The 25,390-nt window shown below is 56.5% G+C and carries 21 protein-coding genes; 12 read left to right on the top strand and 9 right to left on the bottom strand.

Translation table 11 applies throughout. The features are described from left to right. Window positions 1-14 precede the first annotated feature (14 nt). From ACMYSP_RS01285 to ACMYSP_RS01260, 6 genes are all read right to left on the bottom strand, one after another. Window positions 15-677 (bottom strand): O-methyltransferase, encoded by a 663-nt coding sequence (locus tag ACMYSP_RS01285; protein ID WP_434585094.1) that lies wholly within the window; start codon window positions 675-677, stop codon window positions 15-17. A gap of 15 nt (window positions 678-692) precedes the next feature. Further along, entirely contained in the window at window positions 693-2,072 is a 1,380-nt protein-coding gene (locus ACMYSP_RS01280; protein ID WP_434585092.1) for an efflux transporter outer membrane subunit, read from the bottom strand. Continuing rightward, window positions 2,069-3,154 (bottom strand): HlyD family secretion protein, encoded by a 1,086-nt coding sequence (locus ACMYSP_RS01275; protein ID WP_434585090.1) that lies wholly within the window; start codon window positions 3,152-3,154, stop codon window positions 2,069-2,071. Before ACMYSP_RS01275 ends, ACMYSP_RS01280 begins: the two co-directional genes overlap by 4 nt. Window positions 3,155-3,182: 28 nt before the next feature. After that, on the bottom strand, window positions 3,183-4,835 hold the full coding sequence (locus ACMYSP_RS01270; protein ID WP_434585088.1) for an MFS transporter: 1,653 nt from the start codon (window positions 4,833-4,835) through the stop codon (window positions 3,183-3,185). Then, window positions 4,835-5,266, bottom strand: a complete 432-nt coding sequence (locus tag ACMYSP_RS01265) for a MarR family winged helix-turn-helix transcriptional regulator (protein WP_434585086.1) — start codon at window positions 5,264-5,266, stop codon at window positions 4,835-4,837. Before ACMYSP_RS01265 ends, ACMYSP_RS01270 begins: the two co-directional genes overlap by 1 nt. Before the next feature lie 187 nt (window positions 5,267-5,453). Further along, entirely contained in the window at window positions 5,454-6,728 is a 1,275-nt protein-coding gene (locus ACMYSP_RS01260) for a Glu/Leu/Phe/Val family dehydrogenase (RefSeq protein ID WP_434585084.1), read from the bottom strand. 651 nt (window positions 6,729-7,379) lie between these two features. Here ACMYSP_RS01260 and ACMYSP_RS01255 point away from each other — a divergent pair. Genes ACMYSP_RS01255 through ACMYSP_RS01230 form a run of 6 tightly spaced genes read left to right on the top strand, consistent with a single transcriptional unit; the run spans window position 7,380 to window position 14,899 of the window. After that, the gene (locus tag ACMYSP_RS01255; RefSeq protein ID WP_434585082.1) at window positions 7,380-8,585 is read left to right on the top strand and encodes a bifunctional succinylornithine transaminase/acetylornithine transaminase; all 1,206 of its coding nucleotides are present in this window, start codon (window positions 7,380-7,382) and stop codon (window positions 8,583-8,585) included. Window positions 8,586-8,603: 18 nt separating this feature from the next. Further along, window positions 8,604-9,626 carry an arginine N-succinyltransferase gene (gene astA, locus ACMYSP_RS01250; RefSeq protein ID WP_434586990.1) on the top strand — a complete coding sequence of 341 codons (1,023 nt, stop codon included), beginning with the start codon at window positions 8,604-8,606 and terminating at the stop codon, window positions 9,624-9,626. Then, the gene (gene astD, locus ACMYSP_RS01245) at window positions 9,617-11,083 is read left to right on the top strand and encodes a succinylglutamate-semialdehyde dehydrogenase (protein WP_434585080.1); all 1,467 of its coding nucleotides are present in this window, start codon (window positions 9,617-9,619) and stop codon (window positions 11,081-11,083) included. The genes astA and astD overlap by 10 nt, the downstream gene beginning before the upstream one ends. Before the next feature lie 22 nt (window positions 11,084-11,105). Next, the gene (astB, locus tag ACMYSP_RS01240) at window positions 11,106-12,446 is read left to right on the top strand and encodes an N-succinylarginine dihydrolase (protein ID WP_434585078.1); all 1,341 of its coding nucleotides are present in this window, start codon (window positions 11,106-11,108) and stop codon (window positions 12,444-12,446) included. Between the two features lie 10 nt (window positions 12,447-12,456). After that, the gene (gene astE, locus ACMYSP_RS01235) at window positions 12,457-13,452 is read left to right on the top strand and encodes a succinylglutamate desuccinylase (protein ID WP_434585076.1); all 996 of its coding nucleotides are present in this window, start codon (window positions 12,457-12,459) and stop codon (window positions 13,450-13,452) included. Window positions 13,453-13,462: 10 nt separating this feature from the next. Beyond that, window positions 13,463-14,899 (top strand): amino acid permease, encoded by a 1,437-nt coding sequence (locus ACMYSP_RS01230; protein ID WP_434585074.1) that lies wholly within the window; start codon window positions 13,463-13,465, stop codon window positions 14,897-14,899. A 58-nt stretch (window positions 14,900-14,957) separates the two neighbouring features. Here the strand turns inward: ACMYSP_RS01230 and ACMYSP_RS01225 are convergent, their stop codons facing one another. Beyond that, window positions 14,958-16,295 carry an MFS transporter gene (locus tag ACMYSP_RS01225; protein ID WP_434585072.1) on the bottom strand — a complete coding sequence of 446 codons (1,338 nt, stop codon included), beginning with the start codon at window positions 16,293-16,295 and terminating at the stop codon, window positions 14,958-14,960. Between the two features lie 384 nt (window positions 16,296-16,679). Between ACMYSP_RS01225 and ACMYSP_RS01220 the strand changes: the two genes are divergently transcribed. Together ACMYSP_RS01220 and aldA are read left to right on the top strand one after the other, a co-directional pair. After that, entirely contained in the window at window positions 16,680-17,480 is an 801-nt protein-coding gene (locus ACMYSP_RS01220; protein ID WP_434585070.1) for a YdcF family protein, read from the top strand. A gap of 198 nt (window positions 17,481-17,678) precedes the next feature. Beyond that, complete coding sequence (gene aldA / locus ACMYSP_RS01215; protein ID WP_434585068.1) at window positions 17,679-19,118, top strand: aldehyde dehydrogenase; 1,440 nt, start codon at window positions 17,679-17,681, stop codon at window positions 19,116-19,118. A 65-nt stretch (window positions 19,119-19,183) separates the two neighbouring features. Here the strand turns inward: aldA and gap are convergent, their stop codons facing one another. After that, window positions 19,184-20,182, bottom strand: a complete 999-nt coding sequence (gene gap, locus ACMYSP_RS01210) for a type I glyceraldehyde-3-phosphate dehydrogenase (protein ID WP_434585067.1) — start codon at window positions 20,180-20,182, stop codon at window positions 19,184-19,186. Window positions 20,183-20,490: 308 nt separating this feature from the next. On the opposite strand from gap, the gene ACMYSP_RS01205 reads away from it, so the two are divergent. Both ACMYSP_RS01205 and ACMYSP_RS01200 read left to right on the top strand, forming a co-directional pair. After that, window positions 20,491-20,832, top strand: a complete 342-nt coding sequence (locus tag ACMYSP_RS01205) for a gamma-glutamylcyclotransferase family protein (RefSeq protein WP_434585065.1) — start codon at window positions 20,491-20,493, stop codon at window positions 20,830-20,832. Window positions 20,833-21,346: 514 nt separating this feature from the next. Then, the gene (locus tag ACMYSP_RS01200; RefSeq protein ID WP_434585064.1) at window positions 21,347-21,745 is read left to right on the top strand and encodes a hypothetical protein; all 399 of its coding nucleotides are present in this window, start codon (window positions 21,347-21,349) and stop codon (window positions 21,743-21,745) included. A 31-nt stretch (window positions 21,746-21,776) separates the two neighbouring features. Here ACMYSP_RS01200 and ACMYSP_RS01195 read toward each other — a convergent pair whose 3' ends face one another. Beyond that, entirely contained in the window at window positions 21,777-22,658 is an 882-nt protein-coding gene (locus ACMYSP_RS01195; RefSeq protein ID WP_434585062.1) for a LysR family transcriptional regulator, read from the bottom strand. A gap of 372 nt (window positions 22,659-23,030) precedes the next feature. Here ACMYSP_RS01195 and ACMYSP_RS01190 point away from each other — a divergent pair, with 372 nt between their 5' ends. After that, window positions 23,031-24,167 (top strand): FUSC family protein, encoded by a 1,137-nt coding sequence (locus ACMYSP_RS01190; RefSeq protein WP_434585060.1) that lies wholly within the window; start codon window positions 23,031-23,033, stop codon window positions 24,165-24,167. Between the two features lie 227 nt (window positions 24,168-24,394). Next, window positions 24,395-25,360, top strand: coding sequence for a sugar-binding transcriptional regulator (locus ACMYSP_RS01185; protein WP_434586989.1), 966 nt, complete (start codon window positions 24,395-24,397; stop codon window positions 25,358-25,360). The last annotated feature ends 30 nt before the right edge of the window (window positions 25,361-25,390 follow it).

The raw sequence follows: 25,390 nt of genomic DNA, 5'->3' as shown, positions 1-25,390 counted from the left end.
CCTCCGGGGCAAGGTTACTGAGCGTTCACCCACGCGAGGGTGAATCCGTCCCAGCCTTTGCTGCCTACCGTTTGCAGCGCAGTGACCGTCAGGCGCGGATCGCTGGCCATCATTTCAATAAAGCGCCGTACCCCCTGCACGCGATCGTCGTCGCTGTGCGGGTTCACCACCTCACCGTCGCGGACCACGTTATCCCCAATAATCAATGTCCCGGGCCGGGAATAATGTAGCGCCCAACGCAAGTAATCCGGATTACTGGGTTTGTCGGCATCGATAAAAATCACATCAAAAGGCGGACATTCCCCCAGCGACTCGAGGGTGTGCAGCGCCGGGCCTTCGCGCAGCGTGACCCGGTTATCGACCCCCGCCAGCCGCAGATTTTCCCGCGCCACCGCCGCATGGTGCGGGTCGGCTTCGAGCGTCAGCAGCTCACCATCTTCCGGCAGTTCGCGGGCCATCCAGATGGTGCTGTAACCCCCAAGCGTACCGATCTCCAGCACCCGCCGTGCCCGCACCATGCGCACCAGCAGCGCCAGGAACTGCCCCTGATTGGCAGCAACGTCGAAGGCGGGTAGCCCGGCGCGCTGGTTATTCTCAAGGACCTGCGCGAGCAGCGGATCGGTGGGAATTAAAGCATCAACAAGATAACTGTCTACGGCTGACCATTTTTGTTGCATAAGCGATTTCCTGCGTTACGTCCCTGATGAGTCAGACCAGCCACCTCCCAGTGCCCGGTACAAATCCACCTGTGCCAACAGCAGGTTGTTCTTCACCTGCACAACGCTAATCTGCGTGGCGAACAACGTTCGCTGGGCGTCCAGTACGTCAAGATATGAGGAGTAGCCGTTGCGGTAACGGTTCTGCGCAATACGGAGCGTTTCTTGCGCGACATCCTGTTGGCTGAGCAGCTCGGTTAACTGCTCGCCGTAGCGGGTGATGGCATCAAGGCTGTCATTCACTTCCCGAAATGCACCACGCACCGTTTTCTCATAACCGTACAGCGCCTGGTTGCGCTGCGCCATCGAAACATCCACCTGCGCATTCAGCGCCTGCCGGTTGAGCAACGGGGCGAGAATACTACCGCCGACGCTCCAGAGCCGCAGCGGGTTATCGAGCAGGTCCGGCAGCGTGCGGTCCTGCAGGCTCCCGGTGGCGGTCAAATTGATCGACGGCAGCAGCTGCGCCTGCGATGAGGCGAGCGTGGCATCGGCAGCAATCAGCTGTCGCTGGGCCTGGACGATATCCGGCCGACGGTTCAAAAGCGTAGACGGCAGCTGCGATGGCAGGACGAGGGGCGTCAGTTGGGCGAAAGTCTGCCGCTTAATGTTGCCGGGGTTGCTGCCGATCAGCACGCTCAGCGCATTCTCCTGCTGAGCAATCTGATGCTGTAGCGGCGGGATCTGCGAGCGTGTCGAACGCAGTTCCGAGTCGGCCTGCATCAATTCCAGGCGCGAGGTATAGCCGGTATCAAACTGGCGTTTAGCCAGCTTGTACGCATCTTCACGCGATTTCAGCGTCTGCTGCGTCACCTGCAGCTGATCGTCCAGCGATAGCAGGGTCAGATAGCCCACGGCCACCGAGGTGGCGACGGTGAGGTCGGCGGCCGCAGCGGCGGCTTTTTGCGCCTCCAGGCTCGCCTGTGCGGCGCTGGCTGCGTTGCGGTTAGCCCCCCAGAGATCAACATCGTAGCTGGCGGTTAACCCGCCTTTGTAGACCGTGCTGTGTATGGGCAGGCCGGTTGCTGCGGACTGCGCCCGCGCGCGGGTGCCGGTCAGTCCGGCATCCAGCGACGGAAACAGCGTGCTGTCGGCGGCATAGGCCCGGGCCTGATACTCGTTGACCCGTTCGCGGGCGATCAGGACATCGCTGTTGTAGCGCAGCGCCTGATCAACATAGTGGTTAAGCTGGCTGTCGTGAAAGTTGCGCCACCACACGCCTTCAACCAGGCTGGCTGGCCCGATAGCGGCGCGCCAGGCGGCCGGTATCTGTAATGACGGTTCGGCACGCTGAACGTCCGCTGATTGACAGCCGATCAGAGTGAGAGCCAGCGCGAGGGTGAGCGGGCGAATCATGGCTGCGTGCCCTCACGTGTATCAATAGTGACCTGCACCGACATCCCAGGGCGCAGCCGGGTGCTGTTTTTCTGCCCCTCACTCACGGCGATACGCACCGGAATTCGCTGCGCGATCTTGACGAAGTTACCGGTGGCGTTATCCGGGGAAATGGCGCTGAATTCAACCCCGGTCGCCGGGGAGATGCTCTGGACGGTGCCGTTGAACGTTTCGCCGTTTAGCGCATCAACGGTAAAGGTCGCGGCCTGGCCGATGCGAATTTGCGCCAGCTGCGTCTCTTTCATGTTGGCAATCACCCAGTGCTGCGGCGGCACCAGCGAGGTTAAGTGGGTACCGGCGCTGACGTAGGCGCCGAGGCGTACTGAAATCTGTCCGAGCTGGCCGGCGGTGGGCGCGACGATCCGGGTATTGTTCAGGTCGATCTCCGCCAGCTCCAGCGCGGCACGCGCGCTGGCAACATCGGCTGCCAGCGCATCGCGGTTCACGATGGTCGATTGCCGATCCTGGCGTGACATCTCCAGCGTCGCCTTTGCCTGTTCGATATCGGCGGTACCCTGCGCCGCGTTAGCCCTGGCGGAATCGCGTTCGCGAATGGATAACGAACCGTCGGCGGTCAAATCCTGGACGCGCTTTAAGTCTGCCTGGTTTTTCTGGTTCTGCGCCCGGGCATTTTGCAGCGCGGCTTCATTGCGCTGAATGACCGCCTCGGCACTTTTGCGTTGCTGAAGGTTGTTGTTTAACGCCGCCTCTTTCATCGCCAGCGTTGCCTGCGCCTGATGAACGCGTTGTTTATAGATCCGGTCATCAATCTGGAACAGCACCTGTCCCGGCTTAACGTATTCGAAATCCTGCACGTTGACCGCGGTCACATAGCCACTGACCTGAGGGCTGATAAAGGTAGTCTGCCCGCGAACATAGGCGTTATCGGTAAACTGACTGTGCCGGGTAAACGGCGGCAGTTGCCAGGCGTATAAAATCACCAGGACGCCGATGAGGCCGATGGCGGCGGCGGTAAAAATGGATACTACGCGGATATTGTTGCGGGTGTTGGCCTGTTGCCTGGCCGCATCCTGCTGACTCATAACGACTCCAGAGTAAAAATGATCGGTGTTATTTGCTTCCCGTTGCGCGTTTCAGCGCAATACGGGCGGTAATACGCAGTCTTATCAACCGCCAGAACACCCAGATTAGCGTCCCGGCGGAAATCGCTGCGGTCAAAAGATAGGTGTCATTGTAGGCAAGAATATTGGCCTGCAGCGTCGCGGCATTTTGCAGCAGCGTGCTGGCCTGTACGCTTAACAAGGTGCTGTCGCCAATCTGGTTTTGATACAGCTGGCTGTATTGCTGCAGGCGCTCGGTAATCAATGGATTCAGCGTGGTCAACTGGTCAGCCAACTGGCTGGAGTGAAATTTCTCCCGCCAGGTCTGAAAGGTCCCGAGAATTGCCGAGCCGAGCAGACCGCCGATGTTCTGACTCATACCAAACAGCACTGAAAAACTCACCAGGTTACGCGGGTCGGCAATGACGCCGCCGATCCCCGCCAGCATCGCCGGGGCGAGGAAAAAGGCGCTGCCGAAGCCGAGCAAGAACTGGCTGAACATCAGCTGCTCCGGGCGGGTCAGAATAGTGGACTGGCTGTCGAGCAGCGAAGCGACCATGATAAACGCCAGCGCGGTGGCGATGGGCCAGTAGAGCCGCTGCGGATTCAGGGTCAGGCAGCTGGCAACAATCCCGCTGAGAATACCGGCGAAAATCGACCAGGCGAGGGTGTTCATCTGCTCGTTTTGCAGACCTGCATACTGTAGCCAGCCGATAACCCCGGTGTTTTGCTCCGCCAGCACGATGCGAATCAGCAGCATAATCAGCCCCAGGCGCAGGATACTGCCGCTGGAGAGCCAGTGGGTGTTAAGCAGCGGGTTGCTGCGGTTGTGCTCAAAGACGATAGCCGAAACAATAAGCACCACCGCGCCGGCTAACGACCAGCCAATCCATGGGGCTTCAAACCACCAGTCAAGACGGCCCAGCGAGAGGACGGCGCAGACCAGTGCCATGCCGGGTGCCAGGAGCATAAAGGTGATGAAATCTTTTTTCTCAAACACCTTTTGGCGATCGCTGGGCGGCAGCTTCAGGGCGATGACGCAGGCAAGCGAGATCAGCGCCAGTCCCAGCTCAAAAAAGTAGAGCCCTCGCCATTCATCAATCTGTAGCAGCTCGGTAGAGAACAGGCGAGCAATAGGGATGGCCAGCGACGACCCGGTAATGCCAATCGTCAGCGCCTTCAGACGGTGGCGGGCGGGCCAGGCCTGAACCTGATAGTAGATGCCCAAAGAGCTAAGCGCCGCGGCCACCATGCCGTGGGCGGCCCGGACCATGATAGCCGAGCTGAGATCGTTAACGAAAAGGTGGAAAAAGGTCACCAGCACATAGAGCACCAGGAAGCCTTCGGTAAAGGCGCGCAGGCCGAACTGCTGGCGAAATTTCACCAGCAGCAGGTTGATCGATACGTTGGTCATAACGTAAACGGCGGGCAGCCAGGCTATCTCCGTCGACCAGGCGGCGAAAGTGCCCTGCAGGTTTTGCAGGTTGGCGGTGACCACCGCATTACCCAGAGCACCGGTCAGGCAGACCAGCAGCCCGACAATACCGTAGGCGACGCGCTTTGGGGTGCTGTGAATGGGCGTTGACGGCGAACCGAGCAGGGCGGGTTTTTCGTGCGCGGCCCAGTCGTGAGGCACATACGGGTTACTCTTGCGACGTGGCATTACTTTTTCTCCACTTCGCGCAGCAGTTTTTCCAGCACTCGCTGAGTTTGCTCGCGCTCCTCGGCGGTGAGGGTGCTGAGGATCTCTTCGCGCAACGCGTCCGCAACGGTCTTGACCTGGAGATAGACCTCCAGGCCTTTTTCCGTGGCGACCAGCAGACGCTTGCGTTTATCGCGCTCGGTGATGACGCGCTCGACCAGCCCCTGCTCGACAAGGCGATTGACCAGCGGGACCACGGTGGCGCTTTCTACGCCAAGCTCCTGGGCAAGCTCAATCTGCGAGAGCGGATCGGCGTTGCGGGCAATAGCCGCAACCGCGACCCAGCTCGCCTGGCTCATACCGAGGTCTTTTAAGCGACGATTGACCGCCAGTCGCCAGTGGTGGGCCGTGAGATACAGGAGATGGGAGAAGGTAAGCTGCCGGTTATCCATAGTGTCTTGATATCAGGTTATCGTAAAATCATTAGAGCTCTAACGATTCTATTCCTGATAGAAAGCGAAATTCAAGGGTGATGCTAAAAAATGGTTAACGCTGTGTGCGCTTAGCGGAAGGAATACACAATGACAGGGGGCAAAAAAAAGCCCGGGCCATGGCCCGGGCATTGATCAACGGGAGAACTTAACCCGGATAGATACCGCGATCTTTACGCGCCATCAGGATACGCTCACAGGCCACGATATAGGCCGCCGTACGCAGGGAACACTCTTTCTCAGACGCTTTCTCGCAAACGTGGATGATCGCATCGGTCATGATACGGTCCATTTTGGCGTTGATCTCTTCCTCGCTCCAGAAGAAGCTTGCCATGTCCTGCACCCACTCGAAATAGCTGACGGTCACGCCGCCGGCGTTACAGATAACGTCCGGCACGACGATCACGCCGCGTTCGGCCAGCACATCATCCGCTTCCGGATAGGTCGGGCCGTTTGCCCCTTCCAGTACCAGCTTACAGGTCAGCTTCTCGGCACGTTCGCGGGTGATCTGGCCTTCCAGCGCGGCCGGGATCAGAATATCCATCTGGGTGGTCCAGAAATCATCTTTATCGATTTCACGGGCGCCCGGGAATCCGGCAATCTGTTTCTTCTCGGCCTGCCATGCGGTCAGGGCCGCCATATCAATGCCGCCTTCGTTATACAGGGTGGCGGTGTGGTCCTGAATCACCACGATACGCGCGCCGACACCGGCAAACAGACGGGCGGCTTCGCTACCGACGTTACCGAAGCCCTGCAGCGCGACTTTTGCGCCTTCGATTTCAATGCCGAAACGACCGGCTACTTCGCGGCCGGTAATAAAGACGCCGCGGCCGGTGGCTTTTTCACGACCCAGGGAGCCGCCGAGGTGAATGGGCTTACCGGTGACTACGCCGGTAATCGTGGTGCCATGATTCATGGAGTAGGTATCCATCATCCACGCCATCACTTTACCGTTGGTGCCGACGTCCGGCGCCGGGATATCTTTCTGCGGCCCAATAATCAAACCGATCTCGCTGGTATAGCGGCGGGTCAGGCGTTCCAGCTCGCCTTCGGACAGGCTGAACGGGTCAACGCGAACGCCGCCTTTGGCTCCGCCATATGGAATATTGACTGCGGCACACTTGATGGTCATCCAGGCAGAAAGTGCCATCACTTCATTCAGGTCTACATCTGGATGGTAGCGAACACCACCTTTACCCGGTCCACGCGATAGATTGTGCTGTACGCGGTAGCCTTCGAAATGGCGGATGGAGCCATCATCCATCTGCACCGGGATATCGACGATCAGCGCGCGTTTTGGGTGGCGCAGGGTTTCAACCCAGTAGGCGAGATCGCCCAGGTAAGGCGCGACGCGGTCGATTTGGCGCAGGTAGGTTGTCCATGGAGATGTAGTACTTTCAGATGCGTAAGATAACTTTTCCATAAGAGTCCTGTTCTTAGTGTTATTTATACCTTCATTCTTCATGTTGCCTGGGTGTTGGCTACACCCGTTCACCCCGGTCACTTACCTGAGTAAGCTCCTGGGGATTTACGGCTTTGTCGCCTACACGCAACGCGAATTCTTTTGGGTATATGTCGTGTAAAACCGTGGAATGCATACAGCAGTAAACTCTGTGCAATGAATCTTATCACCAATTTTATAAACCGGTATTTGACCGCCGTTGCGAATTTTACATTTTTGTTAGAATTTTGGTTTTTTGATTGCATAAATAAGCACGGGAATGCACCACCATATCGTGCATTTATATGCATATTTTATGCAGTTAAGTGAATAGATAAATAATTTTTCTATATTTATCATTATCTTGATAGCTATCAAAAAGTGAATAAAATGCGGGTGGGTGTATTGACTTTATTGTGTGTCCCGGTCCAGCATGAGAGCACGCAACACACAAGGTATTAACTGTGAATTAACAAATGCCCACAAGTATAAAAAGGCTTTATTTGATTGCGGTGAATTTACATTCATCGCAACGGGCGCGCTCGTCATCAAATCAGGGCCGGGGAATTGTTAATGTCGACCATCCCTGACTGGCAAATAAATTCAGGCCAGTCATCGTTCCGGAGAATTGCTATGTCAGACTGTATGACTCGTGAAGATTTTAATGCGTATATGGTGCCCTGTTTTGCCCCGGCCCCGTTTATTCCGGTGAGGGCGGCGGGTTCAACCGTCTGGGATCAGCAGGGGAAAGACTATATCGATTTGGCGGGCGGGATTGCCGTGAACTCACTCGGTCATGCTAACCCGGCGCTGGTGGCGGCGCTGAAGTCGCAGCTCGATAACCTGTGGCACATCGGCAACGGTTACACCAACGAGCCGGTACTGCAGCTGGCCAAAACGCTGGTGGAGTCCACTTTTGCCGACAAAGTGTTCTTTTGTAATTCCGGGGCGGAAGCCAACGAAGCGGCGCTGAAGCTGGCGCGTAAATATGCCCACGATAAGTTTGGTGCTGATAAAAGCGAAATTATCGCCTTCCAGAATGCCTTCCACGGCCGCACGCTGTTTACCGTGACGGTCGGCGGCCAGCCAAAGTACTCCTGCGATTACGCGCCGCTGCCGCAGGACATTACCCATCTGCCGTATAACGATATTGCCGCCGTGAAAGCCGCGATCTCGGACCGCACCTGCGCGGTGATTGTGGAGCCGATTATCGGGGAAGGCGGTGTGAGACCGGCTGATCCGGCGTTCCTGCAGGCGTTGCGCGAGCTGTGCGATCGGCACAACGTCACCCTGATTTTTGATGAAGTTCAGACCGGCGCCGGACGTACCGGGTCGCTTTATGCCTACCAGCACTACAACGTGATCCCGGATATCCTCACCAGCGCGAAAGGGCTTGGCGGGGGCTTCCCGATTGGCGCGATGCTGACCAAAGAGGCCTGGGCGCAGGTTTTCCAGCCGGGCACCCACGGCACTACCTTTGGCGGTAACCCGCTGGCGGCCACGGTCGCCAATGGCGTGCTGGCGCAGATGGATGGCGAACTGCTGGCCGGGGTTAAGGTTCGTCACGATCTTATCGTTGAAAAGCTGAATGCCCTGAATACACGCTACGACCTCTTCAGCGCGGTACGCGGGATGGGGCTGTTGATTGGTGCTGGGCTTGCCAGCCACCTGCGCGGTCAGGCCAAAACGCTGACCAACCTCGCGGCGGAAGAGGGACTGATTGCGCTGATCGCCGGGCCTGATGTGCTGCGCTTTGCGCCGGCGCTCAATATTCCGCTGGCGGATATTGAGGAGGCTTTTGTGCGCCTTGAGCGCGCCGTCGCCCGCCTGACGGCCTGATCCGGGAGACGGTTTATGATGCTATTTCGTCCCGTTCGGGAAAATGATCTCGACGATATTATCCGCCTTGCGTCGCGGGCGGGTGTCGGTATGACCTCGTTACCCAACGATCCCGTGCGGCTGGCCGCACGGATCCAGCGCAGCGTGGAAACCTTTGACGGCAAACTGTCGCGGGGCCAGCAGGGGTTTCTGTTTGTGCTGGAAGATACCCTCATTGGGCGGGTGGTGGGCGTCAGCGCTATCGAGGTGGCGGTGGGGCTGGATGAGCCATTTTACAATTTCCGCCTGCAGCGCACCGTACGTGCCTCGAAAGAACTGGGAGTCTATAAAAACCAGGAACTGCTCAACCTGAGCTATGACCATACCGGCCATAGCGAACTGTGTACGTTGTTCCTCGACCCGGAATATCAGAAAAACCGTAATGGGCTGTTTCTTTCAAAGGCACGTTTCTTATTTATTGCCGCCTTCCGCGAGCTGTTCTCGCCCCATCTGTTTGCCGAGCTGCGCGGGCGCAGCGACGAGCAGGGCAATTCGCCGTTCTGGGACGCGCTGGGGCACCACTTTTTCGACATTCCGTTCGCCGATGCCGATCGTCTGACCGGCACCGGCATGAAGACCTTTATTGCCGAATTGATGCCGGCGTACCCGATCTATGTGTCGCTGCTGCCGGAAAATGCCCGGGCGGTGATTGGTGAAGTGCATGCTAACACCTCGCCAGCACGGGCGATTCTGGAAAAAGAGGGATTCAGCTGGCGCGGATCGGTGGATATTTTCGATGCCGGCCCGGTACTGGAGGCGGAAACCGACGCCATCAGAGCCGTCAGTGAGAGCCAGTTTATCCCGGCGATGCAGCTAAAGGCTTCGGGATCGTCGCCGCTGATTGTCGCCAATAACCAGTTTGCCCAGTTCCGCGCGGTGCTGTTATCGCCGGAAGACCACCCTGAACTTAACCAATCGATGCTGGATGCGCTGGCGGTCAATGATTCCGAGCGGGTCCATGCGGTGACTTTACACCCGGAGGCAAGAACATCATGGCGCTAAATGCACAGTTTATCGCAGGACAATGGTTGCAGGGCGCCGGCGCGCTGCTGACGAAACAAGCGCCAGATGACCAGTCGCTGTTGTGGCAGGCCGCCAGCGCGGGTGCAGCGGATGTTCAGGCCGTCTGTAGCGCCGCCCGAGGCGCATTTTACGCCTGGTCCCACCGGCCGGTGACGGAACGTATCGCCTGTGTTCAGCGCTTTGCGGCTCTGCTGGAGAGCGAAAAAGAGCGGCTGGCGACGCTGATTTCCCGTGAAACCAGCAAGCCGCTATGGGAAACCCGCACCGAAGTGCAGGCGATGATTGGCAAAGCCGCGATCTCGATTGAGGCCTACCACGAACGTACCGGTCAACGTGAAACGGCGATGCCGGACGGCAAAGCGCTGCTGCGCCATAAACCGCACGGCGTGATGGCGGTGTTTGGCCCCTATAACTTCCCCGGCCATCTGCCGAACGGCCACATTATCCCGGCGCTGATTGCCGGCAATACCGTGGTCTTCAAGCCAAGCGAACTGACGCCGGCCACCGCGGAACTGACGGTCCAGCTGTGGCAACAGGCCGGGATCCCGGACGGGGTAATCAACCTGATTCAGGGCGGTAAAGAGACCGGCCAGGCGCTGCTGGAAAACCGGGATATCGACGGCGTGTTGTTTACCGGTAGCGCCTCCGTCGGGTTCCATTTCCACCGCTACCTCGGCGGCCAGCCGGAGAAAATGCTGGCGCTGGAGATGGGCGGCAATAACGCACTGATCGTCGCCGACGTGACCGACAGCGACGCGGCGCTGCATGTCATTATCCAGTCGGCCTTTATCTCCGCCGGGCAGCGCTGCACCTGCGCACGCCGGTTGCTGATCCCACGGAATGCCGAAGGCGATGCGCTGCTACAGCGGTTGGTTGAGGCCAGCGCCCGTATTCGTGTCGGTAAATGGGATGCCGAACCGCAGCCGTTTATGGGCGGGGTGATCTCGCTGGCGGCGGCGCAGGGGATGCTGGCGGCGCAGGACAAGCTGGCCGGGTTGGGGGGGACGGTGTTACTGCGGATGCAGCAGCCGGATCCGCAATCGACAGCATTAACGCCGGGCATTATCGACGTCACCGGGATTAATGTTCCCGATGAAGAGTACTTCGGTCCACTGCTGACCGTTATCCGCTACGACGCGTTTGATGAGGCGATACGCATTGCCAACGACACCCGATACGGGCTGGCGGCGGGGCTGATCTCTGCCGACCCGGCGCTGTTTGAGCGCTTTGCTGATGAGGCGCGAGCCGGGATCGTCAACTGGAACAAGCCGCTAACCGGTGCCTCCAGTAAAGCGCCGTTTGGCGGCGTGGGCGCCTCGGGTAACCATCGCGCCTCGGCGTGGTATGCCGCCGATTACTGCGCCTGGCCGATGGCCTCGTTAGTCAGTGACACGCTGACGCTGCCGGCGACCACTTCGCCTGGCCTGCCATTCTGATAACGGATCCTGAGAGGACACTATGTCTGGTTTTGAAGCTAATTTTGATGGCCTGGTCGGGCCAACGCACCACTACGCCGGACTGTCGGTCGGTAATGAAGCCTCGCAAAACAACCGCGATGGGGAGTCAAACCCGAAGAAAGCGGCGTTGCAAGGGCTGTATAAAATGAAAACCCTGGCGGATAAGGGCTTTATTCAGGGGATTTTACCGCCACAGCCGCGACCGAATATGACCGCGCTGCGCGGTCTGGGTTTCCAGGGCAGCGACGCCGAGGTTATCCGAAGCGCTGCGGCACAAGCGCCGCAGCTGTTGTCCGCCTTTAGCTCTGCGTCATCGATGTGGACTGCCAACGCCGCGACGGTATCGCCTTCCGCCGATAGCGCCGACGGCAAGCTGCATTTTACGGTCGCCAACCTGAACAACAAACTGCATCGCTCGCAGGAAGCACCGACTACCGCGGCCATTCTGCGTGCCACCTTTGCCGATGAGGCTTGCTTCAGCCACCACGATGCGCTGCCGCAACATGAGTATCTGGGTGATGAAGGGGCGGCAAACCACAACCGTTTTTGCCGCGACTATGACCGTCAGGGCGTGCAGTTTTTCGTCTACGGTAAGCGCGCCAGCGGCGGCGTGGCACCGGTGAAATACCCGGCTCGTCAGACCCTGGAGGCCAGTGAGGCCATCGCCCGGCTGCATCAGCTGAACCCGGACTATACCGTTTTTGCCCAGCAGGACCCGGCGGCCATCGATCGCGGTGTGTTCCATAACGACGTGATTGCGGTCAGCAACCGTCACGTGCTGTTCCACCATCAGCACGCTTTTTTAAATCAGCAGGCCGTGCTGGATCAACTGCGGGAGAAAACGGCGCAGCTGGATATTCCGTTTACCAGTGTTGAAGTGCCGCAGGCGCAGGTCAGCCTCGACGATACCGTGGCCTCCTACCTGTTCAATAGCCAGTTGCTCAGTAAGGCAGACGGCAAAATGTTGATCGTCGTACCGGAGGAGTGCCGTCAGCGCAGCAACGTCTGGCAGTATCTGACTGAGCTGGTTAGCGATAGCGCGTCACCCATTAATGAAGTCGCGGTATTCGACCTGCGCGAAAGTATGCGTAACGGCGGTGGCCCGGCGTGTCTGCGTCTGCGGGTGGTGCTCAATCATCGCGAACTGGCGGCGGTCAACCCCCAGAGCCTGATGAATGATGAGCGTTACCAGCAGCTGACCCGTTGGGTGGAAAAACACTACCGCGACCGGCTTCATGCCCGGGACCTTGGCGATCCGCAGTTGTTGGGGGAGGTGTACCAGGCCCTTGATGAACTGACGCAAATTTTAGGTCTGGGGTCGGTCTATGACTTCCAGCGCTAAGGGGCCAGCAATGGAAAAGTGGGTAAACGATTTACGTCACTGCCGCCTGTCGAGATGGCCGTTTCCAGCAGATATCGAAGCGCGCTGGCTGGCGGATGGCGTACTTCAGTTGCTGCCGGTGAAGCCGTGGAGCCAGGCCACCGTGGTGTCGGCGGGGATCCATGGTAACGAAACCGCGCCGATTGAGATCCTGCTGCAGGTAATGCACGGTCTGAGCGAGGGCCAGCAGCCGCTACAGCATGCGCTGCTGCTGATCTTCGGTAACCTGCCGGCGATGCGCGCCAGCCGTCGCTACTGGCATAACGACCTGAACCGCCTGTTTGGCGGGCGACATCGGGCCGTGGCACCGGGCAACGAGTCGCGGCGCGCGCAGGAACTGGAAAGCGTCGTGGAGGCCTTTTTTAACACGGCCGATCGCCATGGCGCGGTTACGCGCCGGCATCTGGATTTGCATACCGCCATTCGCGGCTCGCGCTACCGGCAGTTCGCGCTGCTTCCGGCGCACGACGGCGACTACAGCGCCGATTTTTACCAGCTGTTGCAGGCCAGCGGGATGGATGCCATCGTGCGCCATACCGAACCGGGAGGCACCTTTACCCACTACACCAGCGAAGCATTCGGCGCGCAAAGCGCCACCCTGGAGCTGGGTAAGGTCATGCCGTTCGGCGAGAATGACCTCTCGCTGTTCGCCGCAACCGAAGCGGCGATCCGCGCGTTGATTGCCGATGCGCCGCTCCCCGCGAGGGCGAAAGCGCCGGCGGATTATTTTCTGGTGCAGGAGAGCATCATCAAGAGCGATCGCGAATTCACGCTCAACCTGGATCCGAAAATTGAAAACTTCACCGCGCTGCCCGCCGGGTATGAGATTGCCCGCCAGCCGGAAAAAACGTGGGTGGTTCAGGCTCACGCGCCGTACATCTTATTTCCGAATGCGGGAGTGGCGACCGGTCAACGTGCCGGGTTGTTACTGAAGTCTGCCGCGCCATGCCTTTCTTTGCCTGCCTGAAGGAATCGACATGACTCAACATCAACGCGAGGGGCAGACCACGTCTGCCATCGAGGGGGAGCGCCCGTCGCAGCTCAAACGCGGCCTTGGCGCCCGGCACATTCAGATGATTGCGCTGGGCGGGGCTATCGGGACCGGCCTGTTTATGGGGGCGGGAAGAAATATTGCCGTAGCGGGGACCTCGATCCTCGTCATCTATGTGCTGGTGGGCTTCTTTACCTATATGGTGATGCGGGCCATGGGCGAGGTATTGCTGACCCGGCTGGACTATCGCTCCTTCGCCGATTTTGTCGGCGAGTATCTTGGTCCGCAGGCCAGTTTCTATCTGGGCTGGACCTACTGGCTGAGCTGGGTGGTGACCTGCATCGCCGACGTGGTGGTCTGCGGCAGCTACATGCAGTACTGGTTTCCGGAGATGTCGGCCTGGATGCCGGCGCTCAGTACTCTCGGGATCCTGTTCCTGTTTAATCTGCTGTCGGTGAAAATGTTTGGCGAGGCCGAGTTTTGGTTTGCGCTGATCAAGGTGATTACGATTATTGCGCTGATCATCACCGGGGCGTGGATGATCGCCATTGGCTGGACGTCGCCCGACGGTGTGAAGGCCTCGCTGCACCATATCACCGACCCGGCCGTGTTTATGCCGCACGGCATCACCGGGTTCTTTGCCGGTTTCCAGATAGCCATTTTCTCCTTCACCGGGATTGAACTGCTCGGCACCATGACCGCCGAAACCCGCGATCCGCAGAAGATTTTACCGAAGGCGATCAACGCGCTGCCGCTGCGTATTATCATTTTTTATCTGCTGTCGATGGTGGTGATAATTGCTGTGGCCTCCTGGCCGGGCGTTTCGCCGGATGCCAGCCCCTTCGTGACGCTGTTTGCCAACGCCGGACTGCCGGCAGCGGCGGCGGTAATCAACTTTGTGGCGCTGACCTCGGCGATGTCGTCGGCCAACAGCGGGGTCTACTCCAGCACCCGTATGCTGTACGGTCTGTCGGTGGAAAAACATGCCCATGGCCAGTTCCGCATTCTGTCTCGCTCCACGCGGATTCCGGTGCGCAGCCTGCTGTTCTCCTGCTTCTGCATGCTCAGCGGTACGCTGCTGCTGTTCCTGGTGCCGAACGTGATGACCCTGTTCACCATTGTGTCGACGCTGGCGGCGATTATGGTGGTGTTCAGCTGGGGGATGATTCTGGTGGCCTATCTGGTGTATCGCCACAAGCGCCCGGATCTGCATCAGCAGTCGACCTTTAAGATGCCGGCGGGCGTGGTGATGAGCTGGGTAAGCCTGCTGTTTTTCGCTTTTGCCATATTCATCATGATTTTCGACCCGGATACGCTGAAAGCGTTGCTGGCGACGCCGCTGTGGTTTATCGCGCTGTGGCTGTGCTGGAAGATCAAGCATAAGCGGGAAGGGCAACGCCAGCTTGAGAGGCTTAACGCGTAGCGCAACGCCGGCAACAGAGGGACTGTTGCCGGCGTTTCTTTGATTCATTGATATTGTGTTATTGCCCTTGTGACAGCTGACCGGCCTGGGCAACCGGGGTAGCCGGGGTCTGCTTCAGACGACTGGCGCAGAAGATAGCGATCAGCGAAATCACCACCGTCCCGCTCAGATACCACGCCACCGGCACCCAGTCGCCGTCATATTTTGCCAGCAGTCCGGTAGCAATCAGCGGAGCCGTACCGCCCGCCAGCGCCGCGCCAAGCTGATAGCCCAGCGTAATCCCGGTGTAACGTACATTGGCACTGAAAATTTCTGAACACAGGGTTCCCAGAACCGCGGTCACCGGCGCCCACAGCACGCCGAAAGCAATCACCGTGGCTATCACAATGCCCCAGGTGGTTTGGGTATCCAGCAGCAGGAACCACGGAACAATAAATAACCCAAGCAGGAACACGCTGACGGAATACATCTTCTGACGACCGATCTTATCGGAAAGCAGCCCCATCAGCGGGATCATCACCGTTGCGACCAGCGCACCAAGGGTCACGGCCTCCAGTGCCTGGGATTTTTGGTAGGTCAGGGTGTTGGTGGCATAGCTGACAATAAAGGTGGAGAAAATATAGAACGGGGCGGTTTCGACGACTTTCAGACCAGCAGCAATCAGCACTTCGCGCCAGTGGAACCTGAGGGTATCGCGCAGCGGCGCTTTTGCCACCTGACCTGATTTTTTGACCTGTTTAAAGGCTGGTGTTTCATCGATATCTTTACGGATCCACAGGCCCAGCAGCACCAGCACTGAGCTTAACAGAAACGGAATGCGCCAGCCCCAGGAGAGGAACTGCTCTTCGCTAAACAGCGTCATCAGAGAAACGATAAAGGTCGCCATCAGCATACCGATGGTGACGCCGGCCTGCGGAATACTACCGAAAAAGCCTTTGCGCTTTTCCGGAGCATATTCGTAGGCCAGCAGCAACGCGCCGCCCCATTCACCGCCGATCCCCATCCCCTGGACGATACGCAGGGTAATCAGCAGCGCCGGCGCCCACAGGCCAATCATCTCATAGGTGGGCAGCAGTCCGATGGCCACCGTGGCGCCGCCCATCAATGATAGCGTCAGCACCAGCGTCTTTTTACGCCCAATCCGGTCACCAATGTGGGCGAAAAGCACCCCTCCGATAGGGCGAATAAAGAAGGTTAATGAGAACGAGAGCCATGAGAGAATCAGCCCGATGACCGGGTCGACCATCGGAAAGAAAATCTTATTGAACACCAGCGCTGCCGCGGTGCCATAAAGAAAATAGTCGAACCATTCAATGGCGCTACCCGTGAGGCTGGCAATCAGCACCTTCTTGTTTTTCTTGAGGATGGATGTGGTACTGCTATCGTGTATTGTCATTATTCACTCGACTCCGCCATGGTCATAACGTTCCAGGTAGCACCTGTGGTGATTTGGGTGCAACCTGGTACAAGAAAAGGTTGTGTAATTGTTAAGCAACTTAGGGTGGGGTGTTATTTTTGGCAAGTCATCAGATGAGTTAATTGAGTGAAAACAGCGGTTTTATGCCCTATATCACACGGTGTTTGCTCTGTATTGTGCGTGTTTACGCTAATTATTGGCATTATCGTGGTGAATTGTTCAGGTGCAACCCGATGATTTTTAGATGTTTCTTGTTATTTCTGTTTTGTTACACATTGCCGTCAATACACCGATGGCCCCAGGCAGGGTTTATGATGTGGTAACACGTCGTGACCCAATAAGTAGTCATAAAAAGGAGTGAGTATGACAGAGCAATTTCCAACCCTCTCGGAAGAGACACTCGCGGCGGCTAACCTTGTGGGACAATGGTTGGCGCTGGACGATTTCAGCGTGCAGCAACCGCAGCCCGCTGTTGATGTGGTGGTTCTCGCGGGTAATGCGGTGATCCCAACGATTGATACCGCCTGTCTCTTAGCGGTACAGAGTGGGGCGTCGCTGCTGATTAGCGGGGGGATCGGCCATTCAACATCCTTCCTCTATCACGCGGTACAGCAGGATCCGCGCTATCGCGAACTGCCGGTAGACGGTCGTCCGGAAGCGCATATCCTTGCCGATATCGCGCATCAGTTCTGGAACATTCCACGGGAACAACTGGTGGTTGAGGACCGCTCAACCAACTGCGGTGAGAACGCGCTATTTACCCGTCAGACCCTTGATGCACGCGGCATGAAGCCTCGTTGCGGCGTGGTGATTCAGGACCCGACCATGCAGCGACGCACCATGGCGACGTTTGCCCGCATCTGGCAGGGCGTACAGGCGGCACCGCGGTGGTTCAGCACGCCGGGGTTTACGCCGTGTCTGGGCAACACTCCACAAGGGGTTGCGTTTAGCCACGAGGCTGACGGCGTGTGGCCCGTCGGGCGCTACCTGTCGTTGATTCTCGGGGAACTGCCGCGCCTGCAGGATAACCCGCAAGGCTATGGCCCGCGCGGTAAAGGCTTTATCGTTCATGTGGATATCCCGGCGCCCATTCTGGCGGCCTGGGAACGTCTGCGGGCAGACAGCCTGCTGACTGACGCTCTGCAAGCGCGCACTCTGGCGTAATGACTGCCCGTTTGCGCGCGTTTTGTCGCAAACGGGCAGTTTTTGTTGCCAGAATGTAATTTTCTGGCCGTGGTGAACGGCCTTTTTCATGAACTGATTCACAAAATCGCGTACAGATGCTGGGTTTATCACGCTTCGTGGATAGATTTTTAACAAAACAATTACTTGTTAAAAACACTAAATCTACAGGAGCAGGCCATGACAGCACCCGTTCAGCATCAGATGTATATTGATGGTCAGTTTGTTGCCGGGAGCGGTGACGGCTGGATCGATGTGCACAACCCGGCGACCGAAACGCTGCTTTCGCGCATCCCTGACGGCACGGCTGACGATGCGCGCACAGCGATTGACGCCGCGGAACGAGCACAGCCGGCCTGGGAAGCGCTGCCGGCGATTGAACGTGCGGGCTGGCTGCGCAAAATTGCTGCCGGGATCCGTGAACGCGCCGACGACATTGCCGGGCTGATCGTCGCGGAAGGGGGCAAAATCCAGCAGCTGGCGGCGGTGGAAGTGGCGTTTACCGCCGATTACCTTGAATATATGGCCGAGTGGGCGCGCCGCTATGAAGGTGAAATCATCCAGAGCGACCGTCCGGGCGAGAATATCCTCGTATTCAAGCGCGCATTGGGGGTCACCACCGGAATTTTGCCGTGGAACTTCCCGTTTTTCCTGATTGCCCGCAAGCTGGCGCCGGCGCTAATTACCGGCAACACCATCGTCATTAAACCAAGCGAATTTACTCCCAATAACGCTATCGCCTTTGCACAGATCGTCGATCAGATTGGCCTGCCGAAAGGGGTCTTTAATCTGGTGCTGGGCCGCGGGGAAACCGTTGGCCAGGAGCTGGCGGCCAACCCGAAAGTGGCGATGGTCAGCATGACCGGCAGCGTCGGTGCCGGCGAAAAAATCATGGCCGCGGCGGCCAAAAATATCACCAAAGTGTGCCTTGAACTGGGCGGTAAAGCCCCGGCTATTGTGATGGATGACGCCGACCTCGAGCTGGCGGTAAAAGCGGTGGTCGATTCGCGGGTGATCAACAGCGGGCAGGTGTGCAACTGCGTTGAACGAGTGTATGTGCAAAAGGGGATTTACGATCGTTTCGTCAATCGTCTGGGCGAGGCGCTCAAAGCGGTAGCGTTTGGCGACCCGAGCGTGCGCAGCGATATCGCGATGGGACCACTGATCAATGCCGCCGCGCTGGAGCGCGTCGAGCAGAAAGTGGCGAAAGCGCTCTCTCAGGGTGCGCGTCTGGCACTGGGCGGCAAAGCTGTGGCGGGACAAGGCTACTTCTATCCGCCGACTCTGCTGCTGGACGTACGCCAGGAGATGGACATTATTCACGAAGAGACCTTTGGCCCGGTGCTGCCGGTGGTGGCGTTTGACACGCTGGAAGAGGCGCTGGCCATGGCTAATGACAGTGATTATGGCCTGACCTCATCTATCTATACCCGGGATCTGAGCGTCGCCATGAAAGCGATAAAAGGGCTGAAATTCGGCGAAACCTACATCAACCGCGAAAACTTTGAAGCGATGCAGGGCTTCCATGCGGGCTGGCGTAAATCGGGGATCGGCGGTGCAGACGGGCGTCATGGCCTGAATGAATACCTGCAAACTCAGGTGGTCTACCTGCAATCGTAAGCGTTGTGGGGTGGGAAAATAAAAGCGGATAGCCTGGCTATCCGCTTTTTGCTTTCAGGGCACGGCTAGCGGGCAAATTTATCCAGCACGCGAATCAACTGAGTGACAAAACCGTATTCGTTATCGTACCAGGCAACGGTTTTGACCAGCTGGACGTCGCCGGCTTCGGCGATTTCAAGCTGGGTGGCATCATAAATCGAGCCGAAATGGCTGCCGATAATATCGGACGAGACAATCTCTTCTTCGGTGTAGCCGAAAGAGTCGTTGTTCTCTGCCGCCTGCTTCATGGCCTGATTGACCTCCTCGGCGGTCACCTTTTTGCCGAGGATGGAGACCAGTTCAGTGACCGAGCCGGTTTTGGTCGGTACCCGCTGGGCGTGGCCTTTGAGCTTACCGCTGAGTGCCGGGATCACCAGCCCAATCGCTTTTGCCGCCCCGGTAGTGTGCGGAATGATGTTTTCTGCCGCCGCCCGTGAGGCGCGTAAATCTTTACCGCGTGGCCCGTCCACCAGAGACTGGGTGCCGGTATAGGCGTGAATCGTAGTCATGGTGCCAAGTTTGATACCAAAGGCATCGTCGAGCACTTTCGCCATCGGCGCCAGGCAGTTGGTGGTACAGGAGGCGACGGAAATAATCGTGTCATCGGCGGTCATGGTGTCATCGTTGACGTTAAAGACGATGGTTTTCATATCGCCGGCCGGGGCGGAGATCAGCACTTTTTTTGCGCCCGCGTCGAGGTGGGCCTGTGCTTTTTCGGTTGAGGTATAGAAACCGGTGCATTCGACAATCAGCTCTGCACCCACCGTTTTCCACGGAATATTCTTGGCCTCTTTTTCGGCATACACGGTGATGGTTTTACCGTTCACAATCAGGGCGCTATCCGTAAAATCAACGCTCCACGGGAACGGCCCGTAGTTCGAATCATGTTTTAACAAATAGGCCAGCACTTTCGGCGAGGTGAGATCGTTGATCGCCACCACCTCCAGCGGGCTGTCAACTTCCAGCAAACGGCGCAATACCAGACGTCCAATACGACCAAAGCCATTAATCCCAAGTTTGCTCATGTAAAGCCTCCTGACAGGATGGAGTGTGAGGTTGAGGGTATACAAGACACACCAGGCATACGCCAGGAATGACGAATCGGCAACCCGGCGCGTAAAGCGTTTGCCACCGTGCGAGGCTAAAGTGGCTGAATTTTCAGGGAAAGAGTCCATACGCGGGGCAGAAAATTTTTTTGTTGCCAGCTGAAACTCTGCTACCTGCTGGCGATCGTGACGGGGGAGGGCTGGGCCGCTTGCTAAGCGCCTGCTTCCCCCGTATTTTAAGTTTTTCCGGCCGCTTGCGGCATTGATGGTTGTGGTGAAGAGGGATAATGGAACGTTTATTTGTCTACGGGACGCTGCGTCCGGGTCACGAGAATGCCTTTATTCTGGAAAATATCGGCGGAGAATGGCTGGCGGGCCAGGTGAACGGCACTTTTTATGCGCGGGGATGGGGCGAGGCAGCAGATTTCCCTGGCATCGTGCTTGATGCCGACGGGATGCCCGTCGACGGCTATCTGTTTGTCTCCGATAATCTCACGGCGCACTGGCCGATGCTCGATGCATTCGAAGCGGGGTATGATCGTGTTGAGGTGCTGGTGACTACCCTAACAGGTGAGCAGGTGACCGCGTGGGTCTATCAGCTTCAGCCCCGGGTCGAATTTCCGCAGTAATAGTGAACGTTGCCTCCCGACGTGGCGTTGATGGCGGCAACGTCGCGTGGGTCCGTGAATACAATCATCATCAATGAGAATTTATTACCAACGTCCCATATAAAAAATAGATGGATATTGCTGTTTGCAGTATATAGCTCATCAACGTTAGCACAATTACTATCTGCACTATTCGAACGCCATGCTTACCACAACGGATGCAGTCCGAAATGTATTCTGAATAACCCATTTATCAATATAAAAATCATTGGGTGGCGTGACTGTTTTTAAATGTTGTATGCGTTAAATGAAGTTCGCAAATGTGCGTGCGCTGTTGAAAGGTTGTGATAACGTTAAATGCCTCTTTGTTTATTGATTGTGAGTGGATTCGGCTGGCTCACATTGTGCAAATTATTCACGTGGTTATTGGGAGAGGGGAAATTAGCCCCTTGTATCTTTGCATTTATATTTATTGTAATGGCCTGGTGCGTGTGGTTAGCCGATCCGGTTGCCGGGACGTTTATTTAAGGTAGTGATGAAATCATTAATGTTAACGCCTGAAGCCTCCGCGGCCTTTAGCTGGATGCTGGACAATATGCCCGACCGCTTATTCAACGTGTTTGCTCTGGAGCTGGAAGCATCGCTGCGCAATACGGCCCTACGATTTGGACTGAATGAGGAACTACTCAGGACTTTTAATGTGAATGCGCTGGTGGCGAGACGTGACGATCTGACGCTGGATGATGCCCACCAAACCCTTGAGGCAAATATCTACGCCGGCAGCAAACGCTACGCGGTCTTGAGCAGCGGCAGAGTTTACTGTCAGTGCCAGCGGGGCAGCTGGCGGCCTTCGCTGTTAACCCCCGATGATGTGAAAAAACAGAGCGTGACCTGCGAGTGTCTGCGCATAAAAATCAAACAAAAATATCTCTGAGTGGTCACTGAGCGCCATAGCTGCGGGTGTGTTAAACAAACATTTTTAGGAAATGGGTGACCGCTGGTGAACGTTCATTGGCTCTACTGACGATCGACAGCGGCACGTTGGCATTTTTATGGTTAATTTTCACAAAGGCGACATCAATTCCGGCGCTGGCGTTATTTTCCAGTGAAGAAGGGACGATTGAAATCCCAAGCCCCGCCGAGACCAGGTTGATAATCGAGGCCACCGTCGGGGTGGTGCGCTTGTAGGTAAGGGTAACGCCTTCCTCATCCGAGATGCGGCGGATGGTGTTGTGTAAAAAGCGGCTGCGCTCTTGCGGGCACATAATCAGCGGTTCTGAGGCGATTTCATGTAACGATATCTCGTTGCGTTGCGCCAGAGGATGGTCCATCGGTAATGCCACGACCAACGGCTCGTGCAGGATCACCTGCAGGCGCAACGCGGTTTCGGCAAGGTGTTCGGTTCTGACGAAAGCCACATCCAGCGTGCCATTGTTGACGCTGTTAATCAGCATATTGGTGTGGGTCTCTTCGAACTGCATTTCGAGCGACGGATACTTTTTGCTGAAGGTTTTCACGGACTGGGTGACCGCCCGGTTAAACACCGAAGAGGTCGTGAAACCCACTTTTAGGATCCCGGACTCACCGCGTGAGGCCTTGAGTGCTGCGGTTTTGGCGGTTTCTACCAGTCCGGGAATCGCTTTCACCACCTGATAGAACTCATTGCCGGCCGGGGTCAGCTCAACCCCACGGGCAACCCGGTGAAAAAGTTCGGTCCCGACCTCTTTTTCCAGATCGCGGATCTGCATACTGAGGGGCGGTTGACCAATGCCCAGGGCTTCTGCGGCGTGGGTAAAGCTTTTAGCATTGACTATCGCGAGAAAGTACCTGAGATGTCTGAGTTCCATTGTTTCCTCTAACACACTGAATCATGGGCAATAGATGGCAGCGACCCTGATAAGGGTGAAGCTCATAGATGAGCCGAATAATGAGCGCAGCCAACACCCAGGTAACTTGACGTATGACGGGTATATATATTTTATATATAACTTCTTACCTGGAAAGTGAATATCTCATCTCACGCCTCAGGAATATACTTTTTTATCGCGCTACATTGTACTTATTTTATTTTGGTGGTGCGGAAGGGCGAGCTGGCAACGGCGATGATGATGGTTATTACCGATCGGGCTTCTGGCTGATTAAATACGCATCAATTGTGCTCTTTTTTATAAGCAAGACTCACATTGTTTAACATATTAATAAACAGAATGCCCATTATTATGACGTTGTTAAATTCATTCACTCAGTTGAAAACCGTGCCCGGTTTACTGTTTCAGGAACTGGTTGACGGGGCGAGAAATAAAACCCGGGTGATTGATAGCGGTGAGGCGGTGGTCTCCGTGTTCTGCGCTATTTTTATGGCCCATCAACTCCAGCTTCCGCATGTTGGTTGGGCGGCATTCAGCGGCTATATGGTGATGCGCTCGCATGTCTGGATAAGCCTTGAACGCGGCGTGCTGCGGATTATGGGAACCCTTTCCGGGGCGCTGCTGGCTCAGTTTCTGGCCGTGGGCAGCCACGGCACGCTGTACAGCAGCCTGGTATTCGGTCTTGTGGCTACTGTAGGCCTCTATCTCGCGCTGACCACCCGACACGGCTATGCCTGGCTGTTTATGGGAATAACCTTCACCATGGTGAGTATGGACGGGATTGAGCATGGCATGCATACCGTTCGGTACTTTGCGCAGGCGCGTATTGTTGAAGTTAGCATCGGCACCGCCTGTTCTATAGTGGTGAGCGCGCTTTCCACCGCGCTGATCCGCCGGCGACTTTTTTCAGTGGCTGACGCGGGCAGGGTGCAAGCCAGCTCTGCCCCCTATTTTTGCTGGCATACAAAAGCCGGGTTTCATGCTTTGCAGGGCGGGATCGCGCTGGCGCTGGTGCCTCTCGCCTGGCGCGAGTTGAACATCGCCTCATTATCGCAAACGGTGATTACGATAATGGCGGTGATGACTATCCCACTCAACGCGGTCGATCGCTCCTGCCATCCTTCACGCATCAAAATTACCCATCGCTTTCTTGGCTGTCTGCTGGGGGCGAGCCTGGCGTTTATCGCCATTACCCTTGGTCAGATAAATCCCGGTTTGATATATGCGGTGCTGGTGTTGGGGATGTTTATCGGGCGTACGATTGAAAACAGCGGCACGCTGTCATTTAAGTATGTCGGCACGCAACTGACCCTGGCACTGTTGGTGTCATTGACCCCAGATCACTCGCATGTTATCAACGTCGACCCGGGGTTTAGCCGGCTGTCGGGGATCGTGATGGGGATAGTGCTGCTGGAGCCCACCCGGTTAATGACCCGTAAAGTGCGGGTGCTGTGCCGGAAATCTGGTTCGGGAGCGAGTGCAGAGTAACGCTCGTGATTGAAAATGCAGGGGTAAGCGCTGGTCATGATTGCGGCCGCAGGTTATCCCCCGGTACGAGTAGGGTAAACTTAGTGTTCTGAATCACACATATCTAACACTTCACCCACTTGATGTAACCTTTTGAGCATAAAAATGTATACTCTTATGAGTGATTTTTAGCTGGAAGAATTGAACGGATGCGATCGCCCGTTCAGGCCCTCAAAAGGATAAATGACATGCCCAGAACCAAAACCCCGTCTCGCTGGCAACATTCCGATCCCCGTTATCTTTATTCCTTAGTCGCCAGACGTTATTTCGCGGAGATGAAAACCAAGGTTGAAATCGCTGAGGAGCTGGGTGTATCGCGTTTCAAAGTCGCACGACTCATCGATGAAGCTATCCAGCAGGAGTATGTTAAATTCCTCTTTCCGAAGCAGCAGGCGCTGGATGAAGAGATTGCCCGGAATTTGTGTGAAAAATACCACCTGATGGAAGCAGTCGTCCTTCCGGCATCTGAATCCTGGTCGACGCAGGAACAGCTGAATGTGAAGCTGGGCGGGATCGCTGCGAATTATCTGAGCGAGACTCTGCAGGAAGGCATGAAATTTGGAATAGCGTGGGGAAGGGTATTATCCAGTACCGTCAGCCAGCTGGTTTCTTTACCGTCACTGGATGTTGTTCAGCTCTCAGGTGTTCATCCGGGGATTGAGTTCAGTCAGGGACCGGTGGATCTCATTCATAAAATTGCCGCTATCTCGCATGGTAAAGCCCATCCAATGTATGTCCCTATGTGGGTTGATGATGAAAGCCTGGCAGATAAATTATCGGGAGATCAGGCGGTCCTCGACACACAGAAATTTTATCCTGATATGGACGTGGTTATCACCGGTATTGGCGCCTGGAAAACCGGGTCGTCCAGCTTGTGTGATATCTTCCCAAAAGCCTGGCGTGAGTCGCTGATGAGCCAGGATATCACTGCGGACGTCTGTGTAACCCTGGTGAATAGCAACGGCGACGTTCTGGATTGTCCCCTCAATCGGTTGGGCTTTGGCATTACTACGGAACAGTTAAGAAACACCAAAAAATTGATAGGTGTTGCGGGTGGTGAAGAAAAATTCGAAGGCATTGTCGCTTCGTTAAAATCCGGGCTGCTTAAGGTGTTAATCACTGATTTTGATACGGCCATCAAGCTGCTGGAGTGATGGCCGTGCTAAACATATTCCGCGCCGACG

Origin of the sequence: Klebsiella sp. R390, assembly GCF_051131745.1 — a bacterium.
Classification (GTDB): domain Bacteria; phylum Pseudomonadota; class Gammaproteobacteria; order Enterobacterales; family Enterobacteriaceae; genus Klebsiella.
Note: the sequence above shows the minus strand (reverse complement) of the source record. Positions and strands in the feature narration are given on the sequence as shown.

Coding starts and splice junctions, on each gene's coding strand:
- ACMYSP_RS01280 (WP_434585092.1), bottom strand. CDS start 2,072: ATGATTCGCCCGCTCACCCTCGCGCTGGCTCTCACTCTGATCGGCTGT.
- ACMYSP_RS01190 (WP_434585060.1), top strand. CDS start 23,031: ATGACGTTGTTAAATTCATTCACTCAGTTGAAAACCGTGCCCGGTTTA.
- astB (WP_434585078.1), top strand. CDS start 11,106: ATGTCTGGTTTTGAAGCTAATTTTGATGGCCTGGTCGGGCCAACGCAC.
- astE (WP_434585076.1), top strand. CDS start 12,457: ATGGAAAAGTGGGTAAACGATTTACGTCACTGCCGCCTGTCGAGATGG.
- ACMYSP_RS01275 (WP_434585090.1), bottom strand. CDS start 3,154: ATGAGTCAGCAGGATGCGGCCAGGCAACAGGCCAACACCCGCAACAAT.
- ACMYSP_RS01230 (WP_434585074.1), top strand. CDS start 13,463: ATGACTCAACATCAACGCGAGGGGCAGACCACGTCTGCCATCGAGGGG.
- ACMYSP_RS01260 (WP_434585084.1), bottom strand. CDS start 6,728: ATGGAAAAGTTATCTTACGCATCTGAAAGTACTACATCTCCATGGACA.
- ACMYSP_RS01185 (WP_434586989.1), top strand. CDS start 24,395: ATGCCCAGAACCAAAACCCCGTCTCGCTGGCAACATTCCGATCCCCGT.
- ACMYSP_RS01255 (WP_434585082.1), top strand. CDS start 7,380: ATGTCAGACTGTATGACTCGTGAAGATTTTAATGCGTATATGGTGCCC.
- astA (WP_434586990.1), top strand. CDS start 8,604: ATGCTATTTCGTCCCGTTCGGGAAAATGATCTCGACGATATTATCCGC.
- ACMYSP_RS01220 (WP_434585070.1), top strand. CDS start 16,680: ATGACAGAGCAATTTCCAACCCTCTCGGAAGAGACACTCGCGGCGGCT.
- ACMYSP_RS01200 (WP_434585064.1), top strand. CDS start 21,347: ATGAAATCATTAATGTTAACGCCTGAAGCCTCCGCGGCCTTTAGCTGG.
- ACMYSP_RS01225 (WP_434585072.1), bottom strand. CDS start 16,295: ATGACAATACACGATAGCAGTACCACATCCATCCTCAAGAAAAACAAG.
- ACMYSP_RS01265 (WP_434585086.1), bottom strand. CDS start 5,266: ATGGATAACCGGCAGCTTACCTTCTCCCATCTCCTGTATCTCACGGCC.
- aldA (WP_434585068.1), top strand. CDS start 17,679: ATGACAGCACCCGTTCAGCATCAGATGTATATTGATGGTCAGTTTGTT.
- ACMYSP_RS01270 (WP_434585088.1), bottom strand. CDS start 4,835: ATGCCACGTCGCAAGAGTAACCCGTATGTGCCTCACGACTGGGCCGCG.
- ACMYSP_RS01205 (WP_434585065.1), top strand. CDS start 20,491: ATGGAACGTTTATTTGTCTACGGGACGCTGCGTCCGGGTCACGAGAAT.
- ACMYSP_RS01285 (WP_434585094.1), bottom strand. CDS start 677: ATGCAACAAAAATGGTCAGCCGTAGACAGTTATCTTGTTGATGCTTTA.
- gap (WP_434585067.1), bottom strand. CDS start 20,182: ATGAGCAAACTTGGGATTAATGGCTTTGGTCGTATTGGACGTCTGGTA.
- ACMYSP_RS01195 (WP_434585062.1), bottom strand. CDS start 22,658: ATGGAACTCAGACATCTCAGGTACTTTCTCGCGATAGTCAATGCTAAA.
- astD (WP_434585080.1), top strand. CDS start 9,617: ATGGCGCTAAATGCACAGTTTATCGCAGGACAATGGTTGCAGGGCGCC.